The sequence below is a fragment of the Aeromonas sp. s8 genome (assembly GCF_040907785.1).
GTDB lineage: Bacteria > Pseudomonadota > Gammaproteobacteria > Enterobacterales > Aeromonadaceae > Aeromonas > Aeromonas veronii.
Genome location: NZ_JBFOCL010000019.1, coordinates 34985 through 53926 on the forward strand (window position 1 = coordinate 34985; position 18942 = coordinate 53926).

Sequence of the window (18942 nt, forward strand, 5' to 3'; positions counted from 1 at the left end):
CAAGAGGCAAACGCCATGCGAATGGCCCCCATCTTACGACCAGCACGGGTCGCTGACGACCCCGCCGTGGCCGATTGTTCCATTCGTAAAAACGGATGGTGCAAATGATGGTGCAAATAAAGAGGCCGCCCGAAGGCGGCCCGCTGTTATCCGGTATCCCGTATCCGGCCTCTATCGACGCGGATCAGGCATCGCCCATCGCCAGCAGGGAGGCGTTGCCCCCCACCGCCGTGGTGTTGATGGTACGGGTCTTCTCGGTAACAAACCGCCCGAGATAGTGAGGGCCACCCGCCTTGGGACCGGTGCCGGAGAGCCCCTGCCCGCCGAACGGCTGCACCCCGACCATGGCGCCGATCTGGTTGCGGTTGATGTAGACGTTGCCGACGTTGATGCGACTCGCCAGCTCCTCAGCGTGGGATTCATTGCGACTGTGGATCCCGAGCGTCAGGCCGTAGCCGGTGCCGTTGATGTCGCTGATCACCTTGTCCAGATCCCGGGTGGCGTAGCGCACCACGTGCAGGATGGGGCCGAACTGCTCCTTGGCCAGCTCGCGGATGGAGCCAATCTCCAGTGCGGTCGGCTGGACAAAGTGCCCTTCCATGGTCGCGGCCGGCATCGGCGCCTGGGCAATCAGGCGAGCTCGCGGGATCATGTAGGCCAAATGAGCATCCAGCCCCGCCTTGGCATCGGCATCGATCACCGGGCCTACGTCGGTGTTGTGCTCGGCCGGGTTGCCCACTTTCAGCTCCTGCATGGCGCCGGTGAGGATCTCCAGCACCCGCTCGGCGATCTCCTCCTGCAGGTAGAGCACCCGCAGGGCCGAGCAGCGTTGACCGGCGCTCTGGAAGGCGGCGCTCACCACATCGCGCACCACCTGCTCCGGCAGGGCGGTGGAGTCAACGATCATGGCGTTCTGACCGCCGGTCTCGGCGATGAGCGGCAGGATGGCGCCATCGCGCTGGGCCAGGGTCATGTTGATCAGCTTGGCGGTCTCGGTGGAGCCGGTGAAGCATACGCCGCCGATACGCGGATCGGCTGTCAACTTGGCACCGACGGTGGCGCCGTCACCGGGCAGCAGTTGCAGCACGTCGCCCGGAATACCAGCTTGATGAGCCAGAGTCACCGCCAGATGGGCGATAAGGCCGGTCTGCTCCGCCGGTTTGGCGATAACGGTGTTGCCGGTGGCCAGCGCAGCAGCAATTTGGCCAAGGAAGATCGCCAACGGGAAGTTCCACGGGCTAATGCAGACAAAGACACCGCGCCCCTGCAGGAACAGCTCGTTCTGCTCGCCGGTATAACCGGGCAGCAGGGTCGCCTGCCCCATCAGGCTGCGGGCCTGCACCGCGTAGTAGCGGCAGAAATCCACCGCTTCACGCACTTCGTCGATGCCATCTTGCAGCAGCTTGCCCGCTTCGCGGGTACAGAGGGAGACAAACTGCTCGCGGTTCGCTTCCAGCAGATCCGCCAGCTTCTCCAGCGCGGCGGCCCGCTCGCTCACCGGGGTTTCGCGCCAGCGCGGGAAGGCAGCGTGGGCAGATGCCAAGGCCTGCTCCACCGCCTGCTCGTCGGCCCAGTGGATCTTGCCAACGGTGAGGCTCACATCCTGCGGGCTCAGCACGGTGCGGGCTTCGCTGCGCTTGAGGGTCTCACCATCGACGATGGGCCCTGCCAGCCACTGCTTGCTCTCCAGCTCTTTCAAGCGGGCGAAGAAGGGGCGCTGGATGGAGAGGATGTTCATGTTGACGCCGCTGGAGTTCTTGCGATCGGTGAAGAGGTTCACCGGCTGCGGAATGCGGTCGTTGGCAAAGCCGGAGTAGCGCTTGAGGGTGCGCAGCGGATGCTCGGCCAGCGAGTCCACCGGGGTGTTGGGGTCCACCAGCTTGTGAACGAAGGAGGTGTTGGCCCCGTTCTCCAGCAGGCGGCGCACCAGATAGGGCAGCAGATCCTTGTGGGCGCCGACCGGCGCATAGATGCGGCAGTGCAGGCCGGGATTGTCGTTCAGCACAGCGTTGTGCAGCTCCTCCCCCATACCGTGCAGACGCTGGAACTCGAACTGGCGATCGCCAGCCATCTCCAGAATGCTGACCACGGTATTGGCATTGTGGGTGGCAAACTGGGGGGCGATAAAGCTGCGAGTCGGCTCGCTCAGCAGGTAGCGGGCGCAGGCGAGGTAGGAGATATCGGTACCCGCCTTGCGGGTAAACAGCGGGTAGCCAGGCAGGCCCGCCTGCTGGGCATATTTCAGTTCGCTGTCCCAGTAGGCGCCTTTTACCAGTCGCACCGGAATGAGGTCACCCTGCTCGCGAGCCAGTGCGGTGAGCCAGCAGAGTACCGGCAGGGCGCGTTTGGAGTAGGCCTGCACCACCATGCCGAGCTTGCCCCAGCCACGGTTGGCGTCGGAGCGGTAGAGCTGTTCGAACAAGTCCAGCGACAGCTCGAGGCGGTCCATCTCCTCGGCGTCGATGCTGATGGCCACATCCTTGTCGCGGGCGAGACGCACCAACCCCACTAGCCGCTCGCACATCTCGCCAAGCACCCGTTCACGGTTGGCCACGTCATAGCGCGGATGGAGCGCCGAGAGTTTGATGGAGATAGAGGGGGCCGGGCCGCCGTCGCTGATCCGCTCGTTGCCCACCGCCTCGATGGCGTTGTGATAATCGGTCAGATACTTGTCGGCATCCTGCATGGTCAGCGCAGATTCACCCAGCATGTCGTAGGTGTGGGTGTAGCCCAGCTCGCGGGATTTGCGGCTCGCCTTGAGCGCCTCTTTCATGTCGCGCCCCAGCACGAACTGCTTGCCCATGATCTTCATGGCGGCATACATGGCAGAGCGCACCACCGGCTCCCCCAGCTTGTTGACCATGCGCCCCAGCAGGTTGGCCGGGTTGCCGTCCAGCTTTTTGTCGAGCTTGATGATCTTGCCAGTCAGCATCAGCCCCCAGGTGGAGGCGTTGACCAGAGTGGAGTCGCTCTTGCGGAAATGGGATGACCAGTTGGCGCCGGAGAGCTTGTCCTTGATCAGGGCATCGGCGGTCTCGGCATCGGGAATGCGCAGCAGCGCCTCGGCCAGACACATCAGGATGATCCCCTCCTGGGTATCGAGGCTGTACTCCTGCAGGAAGGCGTCGATACCGTCACCGGAGCCGCTCTCCTTGCGCACCTTGGTCACCAGAGTACGGGCACGCTGGGTCACCTGCTCCAGCGAGGCGCCATCCCCCGGCAGCATGGCCGACAGTTCGGCCAGATAGGCATTTTCATCCACCACGTAGTTTTGAGTGATGGCTTCGCGCAGGGCGGCCAGATCGGAGGGGATATAGTCAGCGGCAAGCACTTGAGTAGCTTTGAACATATGGGGTCTTCCTGTACGCCCTAGGGCTGATATCGACAAAGGCGGACGCGCCGCCGAAACGCCGATAATGTATACAATGTTGCACCCTATATGAAATGAATTTGTTGCCAATCTTTAACAAAGATCGCTCATTCCCCCCATGAATTCCCTTTTGAAGCCAATACGCCAGCAAGCGTGAGGGCCATCTGACTTCATTTTGTATACGATCTGCCGCCACTCTATCGCAAAGCAGCCACGCATTCCGCCCAATAGCGGATGTCCCCAATGCGCCCAAAAAAAGAAGGGCCGCCACGGCGACCCTTCTCAGCAATTCATTCAGCCAGATGCTGTCAGTTCATCCAGCGATCGCCACGGCTGCGACGACGGGGCAGCATGGGCAACAGGATGCCAAGCAGGATACCGGCACCCACCATGGCACCACCACGGATAAACCAGTCCATCTGCATGTCGTGCTCCTGGTTGTCGTAGCTCTGGGTCAGGGCATCATTCTGCTCTTTGAGATTGCTCATCTCCTCACCCTGACTGACCAGCTGGGCCTTGAGAGCGGCGATCTCCTTGCTCTGGGCAGCGATCTGGCCATCCTTCTCGGTGAAGCGTTTCTCGTTGTCACCGTTGAGGTTCTGCAGGCGATCTTTAAGCTCATCGCGCTCTTTTTCCACCTGGGGCAGACGCTCGCGCAGGCTGATCTGGCTCTGCAGTTCGCTGTTCTTGATCCACCCCTCGCGGCCACGACCGTCCACCACCTGGGTGAAACCGGCCTCGCTGTTCACCGCCTTTACCTCCAGCGGTTCACCAGCCTTGACGCTGCCAAGGATCCGGTACTGGGTACCCGGGCCATTGTGGATATAGGTAAAGATGTTGTCTGAAACATAACGGGTATCGGCCAGTGCCTGTTGGGCACACAAGCAGATCAAAATCCCGAGAAGGGCGCGCATGGTCGATCGGTTCTCTTTTTCAGGTTTGGACAAGAGGTTGAATGTTAAGCCGCCAGCAGGTTAAAGGACAAGCAAAGAAAAAGCACCTCCCCCCAGATAAAGAGCGCAGAGTTGCGAGTCACCTCGCAACTTGCCCGTCTGCGGTCTCACTTGTTTTTCAGCTCCTGCACCTCGCTGCGCAGGGCGCGGATCTCCCGCAGCAGCTCCTCTTGCTGGTTGTTGTAGTGATGACGCCACTTGTCGGTCTCGCCATCCCCCTTGTTGGGCTGCAAAAACAGGCTGGCCATGAAACCGCTGATGGCACCGAACAGACCGACCCCGAACAGGATCAGCAGGCTGGCGACAAAGCGCCCCTCCTCGGTCTTGGGCACCAGATCCCCGTAACCCACTGTCGAGAGGGTCACCAGCGTCCACCAGAACGCGTCGTAAGGTGTCTCAATCTGGCTGCCGGGCTGGCCTGACTCAATCCAGTACATGACGCCGGAGCCCACCCCCAGCAGCAGGAAGAACAGAAACAGGATGCCGGAGAGGGTGGTCTCGTTGCGCTCGCGACGGAACATGGCCCAGAGATCCGGGTGCTCCTTGAACAGCTGATAGACCCGCCACAACTGGATCAACCGCGCCCAGCGCAGCTGCTCCGCCATCGGCAGGCTACCCGGCAGATAGATCCAGTTGGCCTTGAAATAGGCCTTGCGATCGGAGGCCCGGATCCAACCATAAGCAAAGTGCGCAAGGAAGAAGTAGCAAATCAGGCTATCGAGGTCATAGAAGAGCTGCAGGGTCTGTGGTGTCAGGCTCTCATGGCCCCACCAGCGGGCCGTCACCAGCACAACCGAGATAATCGACAGAAATGCCATCAGCAGATCCATCGCCCGCAGATGAGTTAAGTGATGTCGCATACATTTTCCAACTTTAAGCACAGTGCAAATTAATAAAAGAGAAGATAATGCCGATAGTCCTGAGGGCAAAGGAAAAAACGGCTTTTAAAAGGAGAATGACAATGCAGCTGAACCTGCTGGAGAAAAGAATGAGCAACATCCGGTTGGTACCCAAAGTGGTGCTGCTGATGGTGTTCAGTACCCTCCTGCTACTGACAAAACTCTGGTTTGACGCCAACAATCTGGAAGCGACCCTGCTCAGCGAAGGGCTCGATCCCGCCAAGGCGGATGCGATCTCCAATCGCCTGCTCTGGACCGGTCTGATGGAGACCGCCATCATGGGGCTGCTGTTCGTGATCCTGCTGCTCACCGGCTCCCGCCTGATGGTCAAGCAGGTGCACTATCTGGTGGGCCTGCTGGAACGCTTCGCCAAGCGGGACCTCAGCCACAAGGTACTGCTCAAGTCTCGTGACGAATTCGGTGACATCGCCAAGGCGGTCTCCCACTCGCAGGAGAACCTCAAAGAGGTATTTGGCAACCAGCGCGCCGCCTGCAAGGAGCTCAACGACATCGCCTCCCAGGTGACCCTTTGCATGGAAGAGGCCAACGAAGCGATCAACGAAGAGTTCACCCAGATCGAACAGCTGGCCAGCGCCATGAGCCAGATGGTCGGCGCCATTCGCGAAGTGGCCGCCCATGCGGATCAGGCCTCTCACGCCACCGCCGAAACCAGCCAGCTGGCGGAAGAGGGGAGCCGCTGCGTCGCCGATACAGTCAGCACCATCGACACCCTCTCCGGCAACATCCAACGCTCCGCCACCGTGGTCAACGAGGTGGAGCAGGGGGTCGAGCGCATTGGCTCTGTGGTCGACACCATTCGCGGCATCTCGGAACAGACCAACCTGCTGGCACTTAACGCGGCCATCGAGGCGGCCCGCGCCGGTGAAGCGGGTCGTGGCTTTGCCGTGGTGGCCTCCGAAGTGCGCGAGCTGGCCAACCGGGCTCAGGCCGCCACCGTCGAGATCCAGAAGATGATCGAACAGCTGCAGGGCAATGCCCATCAGGCTGGCGAGCTGATGGCCCAAAGCGTACAGCAGGCCGACAAGGGGGTGGAACAGGTGACCCAGGCCGGTACCCAGCTCGCCACCATAGTGCAGCGGGTACAGGGTGTCGCCGACATGAACCGCCACATCGCCGCGGCATCCGAGCAGCAGAGCTCGGTCGCCGAAGAGATGCGCGGTAATCTGGAACAGGTCAAACAGATCGCCGAAGGCTCCGTCGTAGTGCTGCGCGAACTGCAAGAGGCCTCCGAGCTAGTCGAGCAGCACAGCAAGGAGCTCGACAGCCAGATCCAGTCCTTCAAACTCGTCTGACAGCTCTCCCTGGCCGGGCATAACCGCCGTTGTGCCCCGCCGCAGCTCCCGGCCATAAAAAAATCCGAAACCAGTGGTTTCGGATTTTTGCTATTCAGTATGTGGCAGAGCGGGGTAATCCCCTCGTCTGCCACATCGGCAGAGCTTACTCGGCAGCCATGCGGGCTTCGATGTAAGCCAGTGCGCGGTCGATACGCGCCAGAACACGCTCCTTACCCACCAGCGCCATTACGGCGTCGATGGCAGGGGACTGACCCAGACCGGTGACGGCCACACGCAGCGGCATACCAACCTTGCCCATGCCCTGACCCAGCTCGGCGGCGGTCGCTTCTATCAGCTCGTGCAGCGCTTCGGTGGTCCAGCTATCCAGTGCAGCCAGCTTGGTCTTGGCCAGAGCCAGCGGCTCGGCAGCAACGCCACGCAGGTGCTTCTTGGCTGCCGCTTCGTCGATCGCCTCAAAATCTTCGAACAGATAGCGGCTCTGGGCGGCCATCTCGACCAGGGTGTTGCAGCGCTCGGCCAGCAGGGTGACCACGTCGGCCAGCGCCGGGCCATTGCTGGTGTCGATCTTCTGGTTTTCCATGTGCCATGCCAGATGCTTGGCCACATAGGTCGGATCCAGGCTGCGCATGTAGTGGTTGTTCAGCCACAGCAGCTTGTCGGTGTTGAAGGCAGAGGCGGACTTGGAGATGGCATCCAGGCTGAACAGCTTGATCATCTCGTCCAGGGTGAAGATCTCCTGATCACCGTGGGACCAGCCCAGACGTACCAGATAGTTCAGCAGCGCTTCCGGCAGATAGCCGTCGTCGCGGTACTGCATCACAGAAACGGCACCGTGGCGCTTGGAGAGCTTGGCGCCGTCGTCACCCAGGATCATGGAGACGTGGGCAAACTCCGGCACCGGCGCGTTCAGCGCCTTGTAGATGTTGATCTGGCGCGGGGTGTTGTTGATGTGGTCTTCGCCACGCACCACGTGGGTGATCTCCATATCCCAGTCATCGACAACAACACAGAAGTTGTAGGTCGGCGCGCCGTCGGTACGGCGGATAATCAGATCGTCCAGCTCGGTGTTGGCGAACTCGATGCGGCCACGGACATGGTCATCGAACACCACTGAACCTTCGGTCGGGTTGCGGAAGCGGATGACGTGCGGCGCATCGGCCGGGTGATCGTGGGCGTGGTCGCGGCACTTGCCGTCGTAACGGGGCTTCTCGCCGTTGGCCATCTGGCCTTCGCGCAGTGCTTCCAGACGCTCTTTGGAGCAGAAGCACTTGTAGGCGCGGCCATCAGCCAGCATCTCGTCGATCAGACCGTTGTAGCGATCGAAGCGCTTGGTCTGGTAGTAGGGGCCCTCATCCCAGTTCAGCTCCAGCCATTCCATGCCCTCAATGATGGCGTCGATCGCCTCCTGAGTGGAACGTTCCAGGTCGGTATCCTCAATACGCAGCACGAACTCACCGCCCTGGTTCTTTGCAAACAACCAGGAATAGAGTGCGGTACGGGCACCGCCGACATGCAAAAAGCCGGTCGGGCTGGGAGCAAAACGGGTTTTGACTTTCATCTTTAAGCCTTGTGTAGAGGGCCTTGGGCCAATTCGTTAGAAAAAACCGTCACATTTTAGCACCGACAATCACGGATGGGAAAACCATGACGCCATTGCGGGCTAAAGTAGGGGATTAAATCTGTCGCCATTTGCATCTGTAGCCCGATATTTGAAGAGGATCGCAAAACCGAAGCCCCGTTTCCGATTTGCTATGCACAATGCTGGAGAGCTGCCTCCTCCGGTCGATACCCAAATAACGCTCACCACACTTCTCACGAACAAGGAAGAGACGATGCAGTTCCGTTCTATCCAGAATCGCATTCTAGTGATGGCCGGGATCGCCATGACCGCAGCCCTGGTCATCCTGATCCTGCTCAACCAATACTCCGGCAAACAAACCCAACAACTCACCATCAGCTCCAGCCGTGAAGCGCTGCAGCAGGAGGCATGGCAGAAGGTCAGCGCCAATGCCCGCGCCGAGGCGGCCACCATCACCCAACTGCTGCAAAAAGGGCTCTCCTACACCCAGCAGATGGCCAGCGCCCTCGCCCTGCAACAACAGGGCAAACTGCCGCTGGATCGCCAGCAGGCCACCGACCTGCTCAAGGCACAACTGGCGCTGGAGCCCCAGCTTTATGGCGCCTTCGCCGGCTTCGAGCCCAACGGTTTCGACGGTCAGGATGCCAGCTTTGCTGGCCAGAGTGCGCTGGGCAGTGATGACAAGGGGCGCTTCGTGCCCTACTTCTATCGCGACAAGGATCAAATCGGTACCGATCTGCTGCTCTCCATCGAAAAAACCGACCCGGACGAATTCGGCAATCCCGCCAACGACTACTACGCCTGCCCGAAGCGGGAAGGACGATCTTGCCTCATCGATCCCTTCAAGGTGGATATCAACGGTCAGCAGGTGCTGGTGAGCACGATCACCACCCCCATCATGGTGGATGGTCAGTTCAAGGGGATTGCCGCGCTCGATCTGGCGGTGGACTCCATCAGCCGTCAGGCCAAGAGCCTCAACAGCAACATCTATGATGGCCAGGGGGAGACCCTGATCGTCAGCGCCGCCGGTGTCATCACCGGCACCAGCGGCGATGCCAGCCTGCTCGGTAGCAGCGCAAGTAAGGTGCTGGGCAACCAGTGGCAGCAGTACCTGAAACCGGAAGTTCAGCGTCAGGAGCTGGACGAGTCATTCCGTATTTCCGTCCCCATCATGGTGCCGGGAATGAGCCGCAACTGGGCCATCATCGTCACCCTGCCCTACAAGGTGGTACTGGCGGGCGCCGATCAACTGGAAAAACAGCTGAGCGACATGAACCAGGCAGCCATGACCCAGCAATTGGTGGGCGCCTTTATAGTGCTGGTGCTGGCGCTGGCCACCATGCTGGTGATTGCCCGCAGCATCACTGGTCCCATCCGTCAGATGGTCAGCTTGGTGGATGACATCGCCGATGGTGAAGGGGATCTCACCAAACGTCTCACAACCCGCTCGGTGGATGAGCTGGGGGATCTCGCCAAGGGGATCAACCGCTTTATCGACAAGCTGCAAGGGCTGCTCGGGGATGTGCTCAAGACTGCTAGCGAGGTGAACCGTTATGCCGGTGACACCGATCGCATTGCCGGTCAGACCGACAACAATCTGCAGCACCATCAGGCCGAGATGGAGCAGATGCTGACCGCGGTACAGGAGATGTCCTACGTCAGTCAGGAGGTCGCCACCCACGCCAACAACACAGCCGACTCGGCCAAACAGGCGCAAAGCGCTGCCGATCAGGGCAAGGAGCGCTTCCAGCAGGTGATCCAGTCGATGCACAAGGTCGCGGCAGAAGCCGGTAAAGGGGCCGAAGTGGTGGAAGGGCTGGCTCACGACAGCGCCCAGATCACCAGCATCCTCACCGTCATTCAGGGGATTGCCGACCAGACCAACCTGCTGGCCCTCAACGCCGCCATCGAGGCTGCCCGGGCTGGCGAACAAGGCCGCGGCTTTGCGGTGGTGGCCGACGAGGTGCGTAAACTGGCGGGCAATACCCAGCAGGCGGTACAGAACACCCAGGAGTTGATCGAGAAGATCCGCCTCAGCTCCACCAATGCAGTCAACGCCATCACCCAGAGCCAGCAGCTGACCCATCAGGCGGTGGGCGAGGCGGATCTGGCGGAAGAGGCGCTCGGCAGCATCTACCAGGCCATCTCCACCATCAACGACATGACCTATCAGATCGCCTCCGCCGCCGAAGAGCAGAGCTCGGTCTCAGAAACCGTCTCCGGCAACCTGTCAAAAACCAACGCACTGGCCAACGACATTGCTCAGGATGCGACCGAAACGGCCAAAGCCAGTCAGGCATTGCGTCAAGCGGCCGACAAATTGCAGCAATTATTGGGTCAATTTCGTCTCAGCTGATAATTTTCCGCATCAGGACTCTCCCCCTCGGGGGCGAGTCCGTTTACCATAGGCGACGAATTTGCCTGATGGCAGGCAATGTAGTGAGAGGTAAATGCCGTGCCCACCCCGGACCGTCGCCCACGAGGCCATAACAGACGAGCCCAGCAGCGTCGCCAAGACGAATCACAAGGATCCCTGCTCCATCGCATCAATGCCGCGACCCTGTCCCTGCGCCAACGTTTTGGCCAAGGGATGAGCAACCTCGGCCAACGTCGCCAGGATGCCAAAGCAGGCAAATTCAAGCTGTCCAGCCCGCTGCCCCGCAAAAACACCATAGGTCTGCTGATCCTGATCCCGCTCTGGCTGCTGGTGCTGGCCTGGGAGCCGGCACCATCCGCCCCCAAAGCCGCCCCTTCCGGCTCTCTGGAAGTGCCGCTGGCCGTGCCTGCTCAAGCTCTAACTGTCGGTAATGGCGCGGCAGGCAGTGCGCCCGCGGCAGCCAAGCCGGTCGAAGAGAAGGTTAACGGCACCTGGCTGCAACACGATGTGCAGGCGGGTGAGACCCTCTACTCCATCTGGCGTAAATTCGAGTTGCCGGGTGCCGAGCTGAGCCGCCTGATCGCCATCGAGGGGCCGGATCGCCCCCTGACCCGCCTGCAATCGGGCCGCTCTATCTTCATCCTGGTGGACGACACCCGCCGCATCCAGCGGGTGGAGATCCGCTCCTACGGTCAGGCAGTCTACCGCTACGACCGGCAAGGCGAAGGCTTCGCCCTCAAGGAATAACAACACGGGAGGCGCTGGCTTCCCGTTTTTTTCAGTCAAATATCTTCAAATAAGCTACTGACTTCACAATATTTTTAGCTTGTTCAAAAAACGAAAGGGGTCAAATTGACAAGGATCGGCGCTAACGTACAATCGTTTGTGCTTTAGACAGGGATTGTTCTACGTGCTACTGGGACAAAGAGACGTGGTCAGTCATGAGCCAACCCCTGCTTGCAAGGCAAATGCAGCCCAGCACGGGCTTAGTTTCATTTTGTTATTGATAGGATTTAGCACATGTCTGACATTCGCACCGGCCAGGTAAAATGGTTCAACGAAACCAAGGGTTTTGGCTTTATTGAACAATCCCAGGGTCCGGACGTATTCGTTCACTTCTCCTCCATCCAGAGCACCGGTTTCAAAACCCTGGCTGAAGGTCAAAAAGTCCAGTTCACTGTGACCCAGGGCAAGAAAGGCCCTCAGGCTGAAAACGTTACTCTGGTCTAAGCCCGCGCCAGTGAATCATGCAGGAGGAGCCAAGGCCCCTCCTCTTTTTTGCCCGCAATTCTCGCCTCCCACCACCTGTCACAACCGCTTGCCTCGTACAATCCGCACCATGAGCCCACATCCCCTTCCTGTTGGCAGGAGGTGGTAGAAACGCGCTGAGTAAACGCCAGATACGACAAAGCATCGCAGCGCGATGTGAAGGGCAATTCAAAGGGATTATGAAAACTTCGAAGAGAGATTGGAGCGGGAAACGAGACTCGAACTCGCGACCCCGACCTTGGCAAGGTCGTGCTCTACCAACTGAGCTATTCCCGCAACAGAATGTCATTTACAAGTGATTGGAGCGGGAAACGAGACTCGAACTCGCGACCCCGACCTTGGCAAGGTCGTGCTCTACCAACTGAGCTATTCCCGCAACGGAATGTCACTTACAAATGTTTGGAGCGGGAAACGAGACTCGAACTCGCGACCCCGACCTTGGCAAGGTCGTGCTCTACCAACTGAGCTATTCCCGCAACAGAATGTCATCTGCAAGTGATTGGAGCGGGAAACGAGACTCGAACTCGCGACCCCGACCTTGGCAAGGTCGTGCTCTACCAACTGAGCTATTCCCGCATCGGAATATCACTTACAAATTTTTTGGAGCGGGAAACGAGACTCGAACTCGCGACCCCGACCTTGGCAAGGTCGTGCTCTACCAACTGAGCTATTCCCGCAACAATTTGGTTGTCTTGAGGCTGGCTGATGATTGGAGCGGGAAACGAGACTCGAACTCGCGACCCCGACCTTGGCAAGGTCGTGCTCTACCAACTGAGCTATTCCCGCATCGGGCTGGTTTGCACCAGTGTCATCATCAGATTTTTGGAGCGGGAAACGAGACTCGAACTCGCGACCCCGACCTTGGCAAGGTCGTGCTCTACCAACTGAGCTATTCCCGCAACTACCTTAAAACAGGCCGTACAGCATTTGGTTGCTTGCGCTACTGTACGGGAGCCGAATTATAAGAGCAGTCATTCCAATTGCAAGGGCTTTTTTGTCTGGTTGCGCGCGTTCGCTCAAAAGCTGGCCGAACTGTCGATTTTAGCAGCCAGCGCATGACAACCCCTTGCCGGGGAATCAGATCTTGAAGACGTGGCTGCGATAGAACTGCAACTCGGCGATGGATTCGCGGATATCGTCCAGCGCCTGATGAGTACCGCTCTTCTTGAACTGATCCAGCAACTCCGGCTGCCAGCGGCGTACCAGCTCCTTGATGGTGCTGACGTCGACGTTGCGGTAGTGGAAGAAGGCTTCCAGCTCGGCCATGTGCTTGACCATGAAGCGGCGATCCTGACCGATGCTGTTGCCGCACAGCGGGCTGGTACGCTCCGGCACCCACTGGCGAATGAACTCGAGGGTCTCGGCAATGGCTTTCGCCTCGTCGTGCTGACTCGCCTTGACCCGGGCCACCAGACCGCTCTTGGTATGGGTGTTGACGTTCCAGTCGTCCATCTTGGCCAGCTCTTCATCACTCTGATGAATGGCGATGACCGGCCCTTCGGCCAGTACGTTCAGATCCTTGTCGGTGACTATGGTGGCAATCTCCAGTACCACGTTCTCTTCGGGGTCGAGACCCGTCATCTCCATGTCGATCCATACCAGGTTCTGCGCGCTGACTGTCATGATTGCTCTCTCTATTGGGAGGAATGGCGGAATTTTGCCAATTTGCATGTATCATACTGGCTTTGGATCTGTTCATAAACTGGCGAATCGAGTGGCAAAGAAAGCAAAACTCAATCTGGGTCAACAAAGGCGCGTCCAGGCCAACCGCGAACGGCGGCTGCAAAAAGATCACACCACAGTGGTGGATGACACCCTGTTTGGCCCCGCCATCGAAGGGGTGGTGATCAGCCGTTTTGGTCAGCACGCAGACGTGGAAGCGGTCGATGGCACCATCCACCGCAGCAACCTGCGGCGCAGCAGCATCAGCAGTCTGGTGTGCGGCGACAAGGTGGTGTGGCGTCCCGGCCTCAATGCCGCGACAGCGGGCGTCATCGAGGCGGTGCATCCGCGCCACTCGGTACTGACCCGGCCGGACTTCTACGACGGTGTCAAACCCATCGCCGCCAATATCGACCAGATCATCATCGTCTCGGCGGTGATGCCCGAGTTCTCCACCAACATCGTCGACCGCTACCTGGTGGCCGCCGAGGATGTGGAGATCCGCCCCCTCATCGTGCTGAACAAGGTCGATATGCTGGATGATGTGGCCCGCGCGCGCATCGAGAGCCAGCTCGAAACCTACCGCAAGCTCAATTACGAGGTGCTGCTGGTGAGCTGCGAGAGCGGTGAAGGGCTGGATGAGCTGAAAGCCAAGCTCACCGACAAGATCAGCATCTTCGTCGGCCAGTCCGGGGTGGGCAAGTCGTCCCTCACCAACGCCCTGATGCCGGGGCTGGATGTGCTGACCGGCGAGATCTCCGAAAACTCGGGGCTCGGCCAGCACACCACCACCACGGCGCGGCTCTACCACTTCCCGAGCGGTGGCGATCTCATCGACTCCCCGGGGATCCGCGAGTTCGCCCTCTGGCATCTGGAAGCCGACCGCATCACCTGGTGCTTCGTCGAGTTTCGCGACTATCTGGGTGGCTGCAAGTTCCGCGACTGTACCCACAAGGACGATCCCGGCTGTGCCCTACGGGCAGCAGTCGACAGTGGCGCCATCAGTGCCGATCGCTTCCACAACTATCACCGCATCCTGGAAACCATGCAGGAAGCCCGTCACGGTCGCCAGCAAGCGCGCCTGTGACCCTAATAAACCTACGTTGATGATGAACATGAGCATTACTGACAACCTGAAAATTGCCGGTCAATACTGTCTGCCCAAGCACGCCCTCTCCCGTCTGATCGGCAAGTTTGCCGCCGCCGAAGCGGGCAACATCACCACCAAAGTGATCGAGGCCTTTATCAAGCAGTATCAGGTCGACATGAGCGAGGCGCTGCACGAGAGTCCGGCCCACTATAAGAGCTTCAACGAGTTCTTCACCCGCGAGCTCAAGCCCGGTATCCGCCCCGTGGTAGAAGATGCCATGACCCTGGCGCTGCCGGTCGATGGCACCGTCAGCCAGCTCGGCCCCATCCAGCAAGGTCGCATCATCCAGGCCAAGGGCCACGACTACAGCGCCCGCGAGCTGCTGGGTGGCTATGAGGATTTGGTGGCGCCGTTCAAGGATGGCGACTTCGCCACCATCTATCTGGCGCCCAAGGATTATCACCGCATCCACATGCCGCTGGATGGTGTGCTGGAGAGCATGGTGTTCGTGCCGGGGGATCTTTTCTCCGTCAACCCGCTCACCGCCGAGAACGTGCCGAACCTGTTTGCTCGCAACGAGCGGGTGGTCGCCACCTTCCGCACCCCGCACGGCCCGATGGCGCTGGTGCTGGTCGGTGCCACTATCGTGGCCAGCATCGAGACCATCTGGGCCGGCAACATTGCGCCGACCAAAGAGAAGAAGGTGGTGCGTTGGGACTACACCGGCGACGAGGCCATTACTCTGCAGAAAGGCGCCGAAATGGGCCTGTTCAAGCTGGGCAGCACCGTGGTCTGCCTGTTTGGCCCGGGCATGCTGGCCGGTTTCGAACCTCACTTGGCCAACGGGGTCACCACCCGCATGGGTCAGCCCTTTGCCAAGCTGGCGGAGCAGGCATGAGCGAGCAACCGAACGCCTCGCAGAAGAACAACCCGCTGCACGGGCTGACGCTGGAAACCATCGTCACCGCGCTGGTCGAACACTACGGCTGGGAAGAGCTGGGGCAGCAGATCAATATCCGCTGCTTCACCGATAATCCCAGCATCACGTCCAGCCTGAAGTTCTTGCGCAAGACCCCCTGGGCTCGGGAGAAGGTCGAAAGCCTCTACCTCTACGTCCAGCGCAAGCAAGCCAAATCGAAGAAGGAAGGGCAAGATGGCCTTTAAGATTACGTACACCTATAAAAAACAGGCCAAAGAGATCGGCTACGCGAACGACAAGTTCCGCAGCATCTACGACGCCATCGCCGCTGCCGAAGGGCTGGATCTCACCAGTTTTCACGCTATGGAGGCCCAGCTGGCTCAGGTTTGTCGCCGTGACAAGAAAAGCGTGAAGGATTACCAGGAGAACTACTTCAAAGAGTTGGGATTCTCCAACATCGTCATCGAACGGGATCTTCAGGAGTAACCATGCGCACCTTGACCCTGATGGCCGCCTCTCTGCTGCTGGCGGCATGCAGTACACCGGAACAACATCTGGTTGGCAGCGATCGCAACAGTCACGGCTGTATCGGCAGTGCGGGCTATCAGTGGTCAGCGCTGACAGGTAAATGTGTGCGCCTGTTTGAGCAGGGTATCCGGCTCAATCCGACCGATGCCAGCCAGACCAGCAGCGCCTTCGTGCTGTTCAATGCCGACCAGACGCAGGCCGAATTGCATCTGCCAAGCGGCGAGCAGCACCTGCTGACCCGTCAAGGTGCGGAGGGCAACTGGTCGTGGCAGGGTAGCGGCTACACCCTCTTTATCTGGAAGGGTTATGTGCTCAAGCACGGTGACAAGGCGCTCTATCACGGGGAATAACCCCGAGGGATATCGCACTGCGTGGTATCGGCACGATACCCGCGGAAAAAATGCCGACCCAAGGGGTCGGCATTTTTGTATCTGACACAACCGGTTATCAGGCACGGCTGAGGTAATCGGCCTGCCCTACCCACTTGTAGCTGGTGAGCTCGGTCAACCCCATGGGGCCACGGGCATGCAGCATCTGGGTCGATACCGCCACCTCGGCCCCCAAACCAAACTGGCCACCATCAGTGAAACGGGTGGAGGCGTTGACATAGACAGCCGCCGAACCGGCCCCATTGACGAAACGCTCGGCGTTGGCCAGATCGTTGGTCAGGATGGCATCGGAGTGACCGGCGTTGTGCTCGCGCATATGGGCCAGTGCTTCGTTCACATCCGCCACCAACTTGACCCCCAGGGTCAGCCCGAGCCACTCGGTATCGAAATCCTCCGGCCCCGCCTCGCACAGGTTGTCGGCACCCGCCAGCAGCATCATGGCGTTGGGCGCAGCCACCAGCGTTACCTTGCGCTCGTTCATCAGCGTCACCAGCTGCGGCAGGAAGGTGGCTGCCACCTTCTCGTGCACCAGCAGGGTATCGAGGGCATTGCAGGCGGAGGGGCGTTGCACCTTGGCGTTGTCGATAACCGCCAGAGAGCGCCCCAGATCGGCACTCTCGTCGACGAAGATATGGCTGATACCGAACCCACCGATGATGACCGGGATGGAGCTGTTCTCCTTGCACATCTTGTGCAGGCCGGCACCGCCGCGGGGGATGATCATGTCCACATAGCGGTCGAGGCGCAGCAACTCGCCGACCAGCGCCCGATCCGGGTTGTCGATGTACTGCACCGCCGCCTCGGGCAGACCGGAGGCCGCCAAGGCATGCTGGATCACCCGCACCAGCTCCAGATTGGAGTGGAAGGTCTCGCGCCCGCCACGCAGTATGCTGGCGTTGCCGGTCTTGAGGCAGAGGCTGGCGATGTCGATGGTGACGTTGGGACGCGCCTCGTAGATGACGCCGATAACCCCGATGGGCACCCGACGACGGGAGAGGCGCAGGCCATTCTCCAGCACTCGGCTATCCATTTCGGCGCCGACCGGATCATCCAGCGTGATTACCTTGCGCACATCCGCCACGATACCGGCCAGCCGGGCCGGATTGAGCAGCAGGCGATCCAGCATCGCCTCTGACAGGCCAGCCTCACGGCCGGCGGCGATATCTTTCGCGTTGGCGGCAAGGATCTGTTCACTGCGCGCCTCCAGCTCGTCGGCGATGGCGGCCAGCGCCCGATTCTTCTGCGCCGTGCTGATGGTAGCCAGCTGATAGGCGGCTTCACGGGCCGCCTGCCCCATTTTCTCCAGACTCATCTCGGTTCCCTTTTGTTCATGCCGTGCAACCCTGATTAGAGCAGCACCATATCGTCTCGATGGATGGCTACTGAACCATATCCATAGCCCAGTACCTGCTCAATCTGATCCGAGTGGACGCCACGCAGCTTCTCCAGCTCCAGATGGTCGTAACGGCAGATACCGCGCGCCAGCTCGGCACCTTTGGGATCGAGGATCCGCACCACATCGCCTCGAATAAAGTCGCCCTTGACGGCGACAATCCCCTTGGGCAGCAGGCTGGAGCCTTTCTCCTTCATGGCGGCGACGGCCCCCTGATCCACATGCACTTCGCCGTGAGGCGGCGGGCCTGCCAGGATCCAGCTCTTGCGCCCCTCCAGCGGGGATGCCAGCGCCGGGAACAGGGTGCCAATCCGCTCACCCTTGGCAAGACGGCCGATCACCTCCGGCATCTGGCCGGTAGCGATCACCACGTTGACACCGGCTCGACGGGCCACATCGGCGGCCTGCAGCTTGGTGGCCATACCGCCGGTGCCGAGGCCGCTGACACTGTCACCCGCCAACGAGCGCAGGGTATCGTCGATGGTCTGCACCTCTTCAATGAGCTGGGCATCGGGATTGGTACGCGGATCGGCGGTAAACAGCCCCTTCTGGTCTGTCAGCAGGATCAGCAGATCCGCATCCGCCAGAATGGCGGCCCGTGCGGAGAGGTTGTCGTTGTCGCCGACCTTGATCTCGGCGGTCGCCACCGCATCGTTTTCGTTGATGACCGGAATAATGCGGTGATCGAGCAGGGTTCGCATGGTGTCGCGGGCGTTGAGGTAGCGCTCCCGATCTTCCAGATCGGCGCGGGTCAGCAGCATCTGGCCGATATGCAGACCATAGAGGTTGAACAGATCCTGCCATACCCGAATAAGCTGGGTCTGACCAACCGCCGCCAGCATCTGCTTGTTGGGCAGGGTTGGCGCCAGTGGCGGGTGACCGAGGTGTTCACGCCCGGCGGCGATAGCCCCTGATGTGACGACCACGACCCTGTGGCCGTGACGGTGCAAGGCCGCACACTGTCTGACCAGCTCGACCATATGGGCACGGTTGAGCTGGGAAGACCCCCCTGTGAGCACGCTGGTGCCCAACTTGACGACTATGGTTCTGTTTTCCATGGGAGCATAAAGGCTAAAAAAGTAAGGAATATCTTTATACCCACGGCCATGGTGCCCTGCAAGGCAATTAACGCCGGGGTGAGGAGATGGGGCAAGGCCCGGATGATTGCGGTCGGAAGGGGAGATGGCTGACTGATGGC

Annotated in this window: 16 protein-coding genes and 7 tRNA genes; 9 read left to right on the forward strand and 14 right to left on the reverse strand. The window is 60.1% G+C overall.

The window, feature by feature from the left end:
- Positions 1–184 precede the first annotated feature (184 nt).
- The 3 genes from putA to AB5Y86_RS06750 all read right to left on the reverse strand — a co-directional run bounded on the left by putA (position 185) and on the right by AB5Y86_RS06750 (position 5183).
- Positions 185–3349: a bifunctional proline dehydrogenase/L-glutamate gamma-semialdehyde dehydrogenase PutA gene (putA, locus tag AB5Y86_RS06740; protein ID WP_368192450.1), complete on the reverse strand. Its 3165-nt coding sequence runs from the start codon at positions 3347–3349 to the stop codon at positions 185–187.
- 329 nt (positions 3350–3678) lie between these two features.
- The gene (locus AB5Y86_RS06745; RefSeq protein WP_005335443.1) at positions 3679–4284 is read right to left on the reverse strand and encodes a TIGR04211 family SH3 domain-containing protein; all 606 of its coding nucleotides are present in this window, start codon (positions 4282–4284) and stop codon (positions 3679–3681) included.
- 146 nt (positions 4285–4430) lie between these two features.
- Positions 4431–5183, reverse strand: coding sequence for a potassium channel family protein (locus tag AB5Y86_RS06750; RefSeq protein WP_005354446.1), 753 nt, complete (start codon positions 5181–5183; stop codon positions 4431–4433).
- A 101-nt stretch (positions 5184–5284) separates the two neighbouring features.
- Between AB5Y86_RS06750 and AB5Y86_RS06755 the strand changes: the two genes are divergently transcribed.
- Positions 5285–6535, forward strand: a complete 1251-nt coding sequence (locus AB5Y86_RS06755; RefSeq protein WP_005335445.1) for a methyl-accepting chemotaxis protein — start codon at positions 5285–5287, stop codon at positions 6533–6535.
- Between the two features lie 145 nt (positions 6536–6680).
- Here AB5Y86_RS06755 and gltX read toward each other — a convergent pair whose 3' ends face one another.
- On the reverse strand, positions 6681–8096 hold the full coding sequence (gene gltX / locus AB5Y86_RS06760; protein WP_368192451.1) for a glutamate--tRNA ligase: 1416 nt from the start codon (positions 8094–8096) through the stop codon (positions 6681–6683).
- A gap of 274 nt (positions 8097–8370) precedes the next feature.
- Here gltX and AB5Y86_RS06765 point away from each other — a divergent pair, with 274 nt between their 5' ends.
- The 3 genes from AB5Y86_RS06765 (at position 8371) to AB5Y86_RS06775 (ending at position 11724) form a co-directional block, all read left to right on the forward strand.
- Positions 8371–10473: a methyl-accepting chemotaxis protein gene (locus AB5Y86_RS06765; protein ID WP_362784770.1), complete on the forward strand. Its 2103-nt coding sequence runs from the start codon at positions 8371–8373 to the stop codon at positions 10471–10473.
- Between the two features lie 99 nt (positions 10474–10572).
- Positions 10573–11241: a LysM-like peptidoglycan-binding domain-containing protein gene (locus tag AB5Y86_RS06770; protein ID WP_103250429.1), complete on the forward strand. Its 669-nt coding sequence runs from the start codon at positions 10573–10575 to the stop codon at positions 11239–11241.
- 273 nt (positions 11242–11514) lie between these two features.
- A complete protein-coding gene (locus AB5Y86_RS06775; protein WP_005338972.1) occupies positions 11515–11724 on the forward strand; it encodes a cold-shock protein in 210 nt (69 codons plus the stop codon).
- 239 nt (positions 11725–11963) lie between these two features.
- On the opposite strand, the gene AB5Y86_RS06780 is transcribed toward AB5Y86_RS06775, so the two are convergent.
- From AB5Y86_RS06780 to orn, 8 genes are all read right to left on the reverse strand, one after another.
- Positions 11964–12039, reverse strand: a tRNA-Gly gene (locus AB5Y86_RS06780).
- 24 nt (positions 12040–12063) lie between these two features.
- Positions 12064–12139: transfer RNA gene (locus AB5Y86_RS06785), tRNA-Gly, on the reverse strand.
- Between the two features lie 24 nt (positions 12140–12163).
- A tRNA-Gly gene (locus tag AB5Y86_RS06790) sits at positions 12164–12239 on the reverse strand.
- A 24-nt stretch (positions 12240–12263) separates the two neighbouring features.
- A tRNA-Gly gene (locus tag AB5Y86_RS06795) sits at positions 12264–12339 on the reverse strand.
- Between the two features lie 25 nt (positions 12340–12364).
- Positions 12365–12440: transfer RNA gene (locus tag AB5Y86_RS06800), tRNA-Gly, on the reverse strand.
- 33 nt (positions 12441–12473) lie between these two features.
- Positions 12474–12549, reverse strand: a tRNA-Gly gene (locus AB5Y86_RS06805).
- A gap of 37 nt (positions 12550–12586) precedes the next feature.
- Positions 12587–12662: transfer RNA gene (locus AB5Y86_RS06810), tRNA-Gly, on the reverse strand.
- A 178-nt stretch (positions 12663–12840) separates the two neighbouring features.
- The gene (orn, locus tag AB5Y86_RS06815; protein WP_042080584.1) at positions 12841–13386 is read right to left on the reverse strand and encodes an oligoribonuclease; all 546 of its coding nucleotides are present in this window, start codon (positions 13384–13386) and stop codon (positions 12841–12843) included.
- Positions 13387–13477: 91 nt separating this feature from the next.
- Here orn and rsgA point away from each other — a divergent pair, with 91 nt between their 5' ends.
- The 5 genes from rsgA to AB5Y86_RS06840 are packed head-to-tail and all read left to right on the forward strand — an operon-like array spanning position 13478 to position 16312.
- On the forward strand, positions 13478–14512 hold the full coding sequence (gene rsgA / locus AB5Y86_RS06820) for a small ribosomal subunit biogenesis GTPase RsgA (RefSeq protein ID WP_368192452.1): 1035 nt from the start codon (positions 13478–13480) through the stop codon (positions 14510–14512).
- A gap of 28 nt (positions 14513–14540) precedes the next feature.
- On the forward strand, positions 14541–15413 hold the full coding sequence (gene asd / locus AB5Y86_RS06825; RefSeq protein WP_026034874.1) for an archaetidylserine decarboxylase: 873 nt from the start codon (positions 14541–14543) through the stop codon (positions 15411–15413).
- Positions 15410–15679, forward strand: a complete 270-nt coding sequence (locus AB5Y86_RS06830) for a VF530 family DNA-binding protein (protein ID WP_368192453.1) — start codon at positions 15410–15412, stop codon at positions 15677–15679. Before asd ends, AB5Y86_RS06830 begins: the two co-directional genes overlap by 4 nt.
- On the forward strand, positions 15669–15920 hold the full coding sequence (locus AB5Y86_RS06835) for a DUF2960 domain-containing protein (RefSeq protein WP_005338984.1): 252 nt from the start codon (positions 15669–15671) through the stop codon (positions 15918–15920). The genes AB5Y86_RS06830 and AB5Y86_RS06835 overlap by 11 nt, the downstream gene beginning before the upstream one ends.
- 2 nt (positions 15921–15922) lie before the next feature.
- Positions 15923–16312 (forward strand): hypothetical protein, encoded by a 390-nt coding sequence (locus AB5Y86_RS06840; RefSeq protein ID WP_323918732.1) that lies wholly within the window; start codon positions 15923–15925, stop codon positions 16310–16312.
- A gap of 97 nt (positions 16313–16409) precedes the next feature.
- On the opposite strand, the gene AB5Y86_RS06845 is transcribed toward AB5Y86_RS06840, so the two are convergent.
- Together AB5Y86_RS06845 and proB are read right to left on the reverse strand one after the other, a co-directional pair.
- Complete coding sequence (locus AB5Y86_RS06845) at positions 16410–17699, reverse strand: glutamate-5-semialdehyde dehydrogenase (protein WP_368192492.1); 1290 nt, start codon at positions 17697–17699, stop codon at positions 16410–16412.
- Complete coding sequence (gene proB, locus AB5Y86_RS06850; protein WP_005358365.1) at positions 17699–18802, reverse strand: glutamate 5-kinase; 1104 nt, start codon at positions 18800–18802, stop codon at positions 17699–17701. The genes AB5Y86_RS06845 and proB overlap by 1 nt, the downstream gene beginning before the upstream one ends.
- Positions 18803–18942 lie beyond the last annotated feature (140 nt).

Coding starts and splice junctions, on each gene's coding strand:
- proB (WP_005358365.1), bottom strand. CDS start 18,802: ATGGAAAACAGAACCATAGTCGTCAAGTTGGGCACCAGCGTGCTCACA.
- AB5Y86_RS06765 (WP_362784770.1), top strand. CDS start 8,371: ATGCAGTTCCGTTCTATCCAGAATCGCATTCTAGTGATGGCCGGGATC.
- AB5Y86_RS06775 (WP_005338972.1), top strand. CDS start 11,515: ATGTCTGACATTCGCACCGGCCAGGTAAAATGGTTCAACGAAACCAAG.
- AB5Y86_RS06745 (WP_005335443.1), bottom strand. CDS start 4,284: ATGCGCGCCCTTCTCGGGATTTTGATCTGCTTGTGTGCCCAACAGGCA.
- AB5Y86_RS06840 (WP_323918732.1), top strand. CDS start 15,923: ATGCGCACCTTGACCCTGATGGCCGCCTCTCTGCTGCTGGCGGCATGC.
- AB5Y86_RS06750 (WP_005354446.1), bottom strand. CDS start 5,183: ATGCGACATCACTTAACTCATCTGCGGGCGATGGATCTGCTGATGGCA.
- asd (WP_026034874.1), top strand. CDS start 14,541: ATGAGCATTACTGACAACCTGAAAATTGCCGGTCAATACTGTCTGCCC.
- putA (WP_368192450.1), bottom strand. CDS start 3,349: ATGTTCAAAGCTACTCAAGTGCTTGCCGCTGACTATATCCCCTCCGAT.
- AB5Y86_RS06830 (WP_368192453.1), top strand. CDS start 15,410: ATGAGCGAGCAACCGAACGCCTCGCAGAAGAACAACCCGCTGCACGGG.
- orn (WP_042080584.1), bottom strand. CDS start 13,386: ATGACAGTCAGCGCGCAGAACCTGGTATGGATCGACATGGAGATGACG.
- AB5Y86_RS06835 (WP_005338984.1), top strand. CDS start 15,669: ATGGCCTTTAAGATTACGTACACCTATAAAAAACAGGCCAAAGAGATC.
- AB5Y86_RS06755 (WP_005335445.1), top strand. CDS start 5,285: ATGCAGCTGAACCTGCTGGAGAAAAGAATGAGCAACATCCGGTTGGTA.
- gltX (WP_368192451.1), bottom strand. CDS start 8,096: ATGAAAGTCAAAACCCGTTTTGCTCCCAGCCCGACCGGCTTTTTGCAT.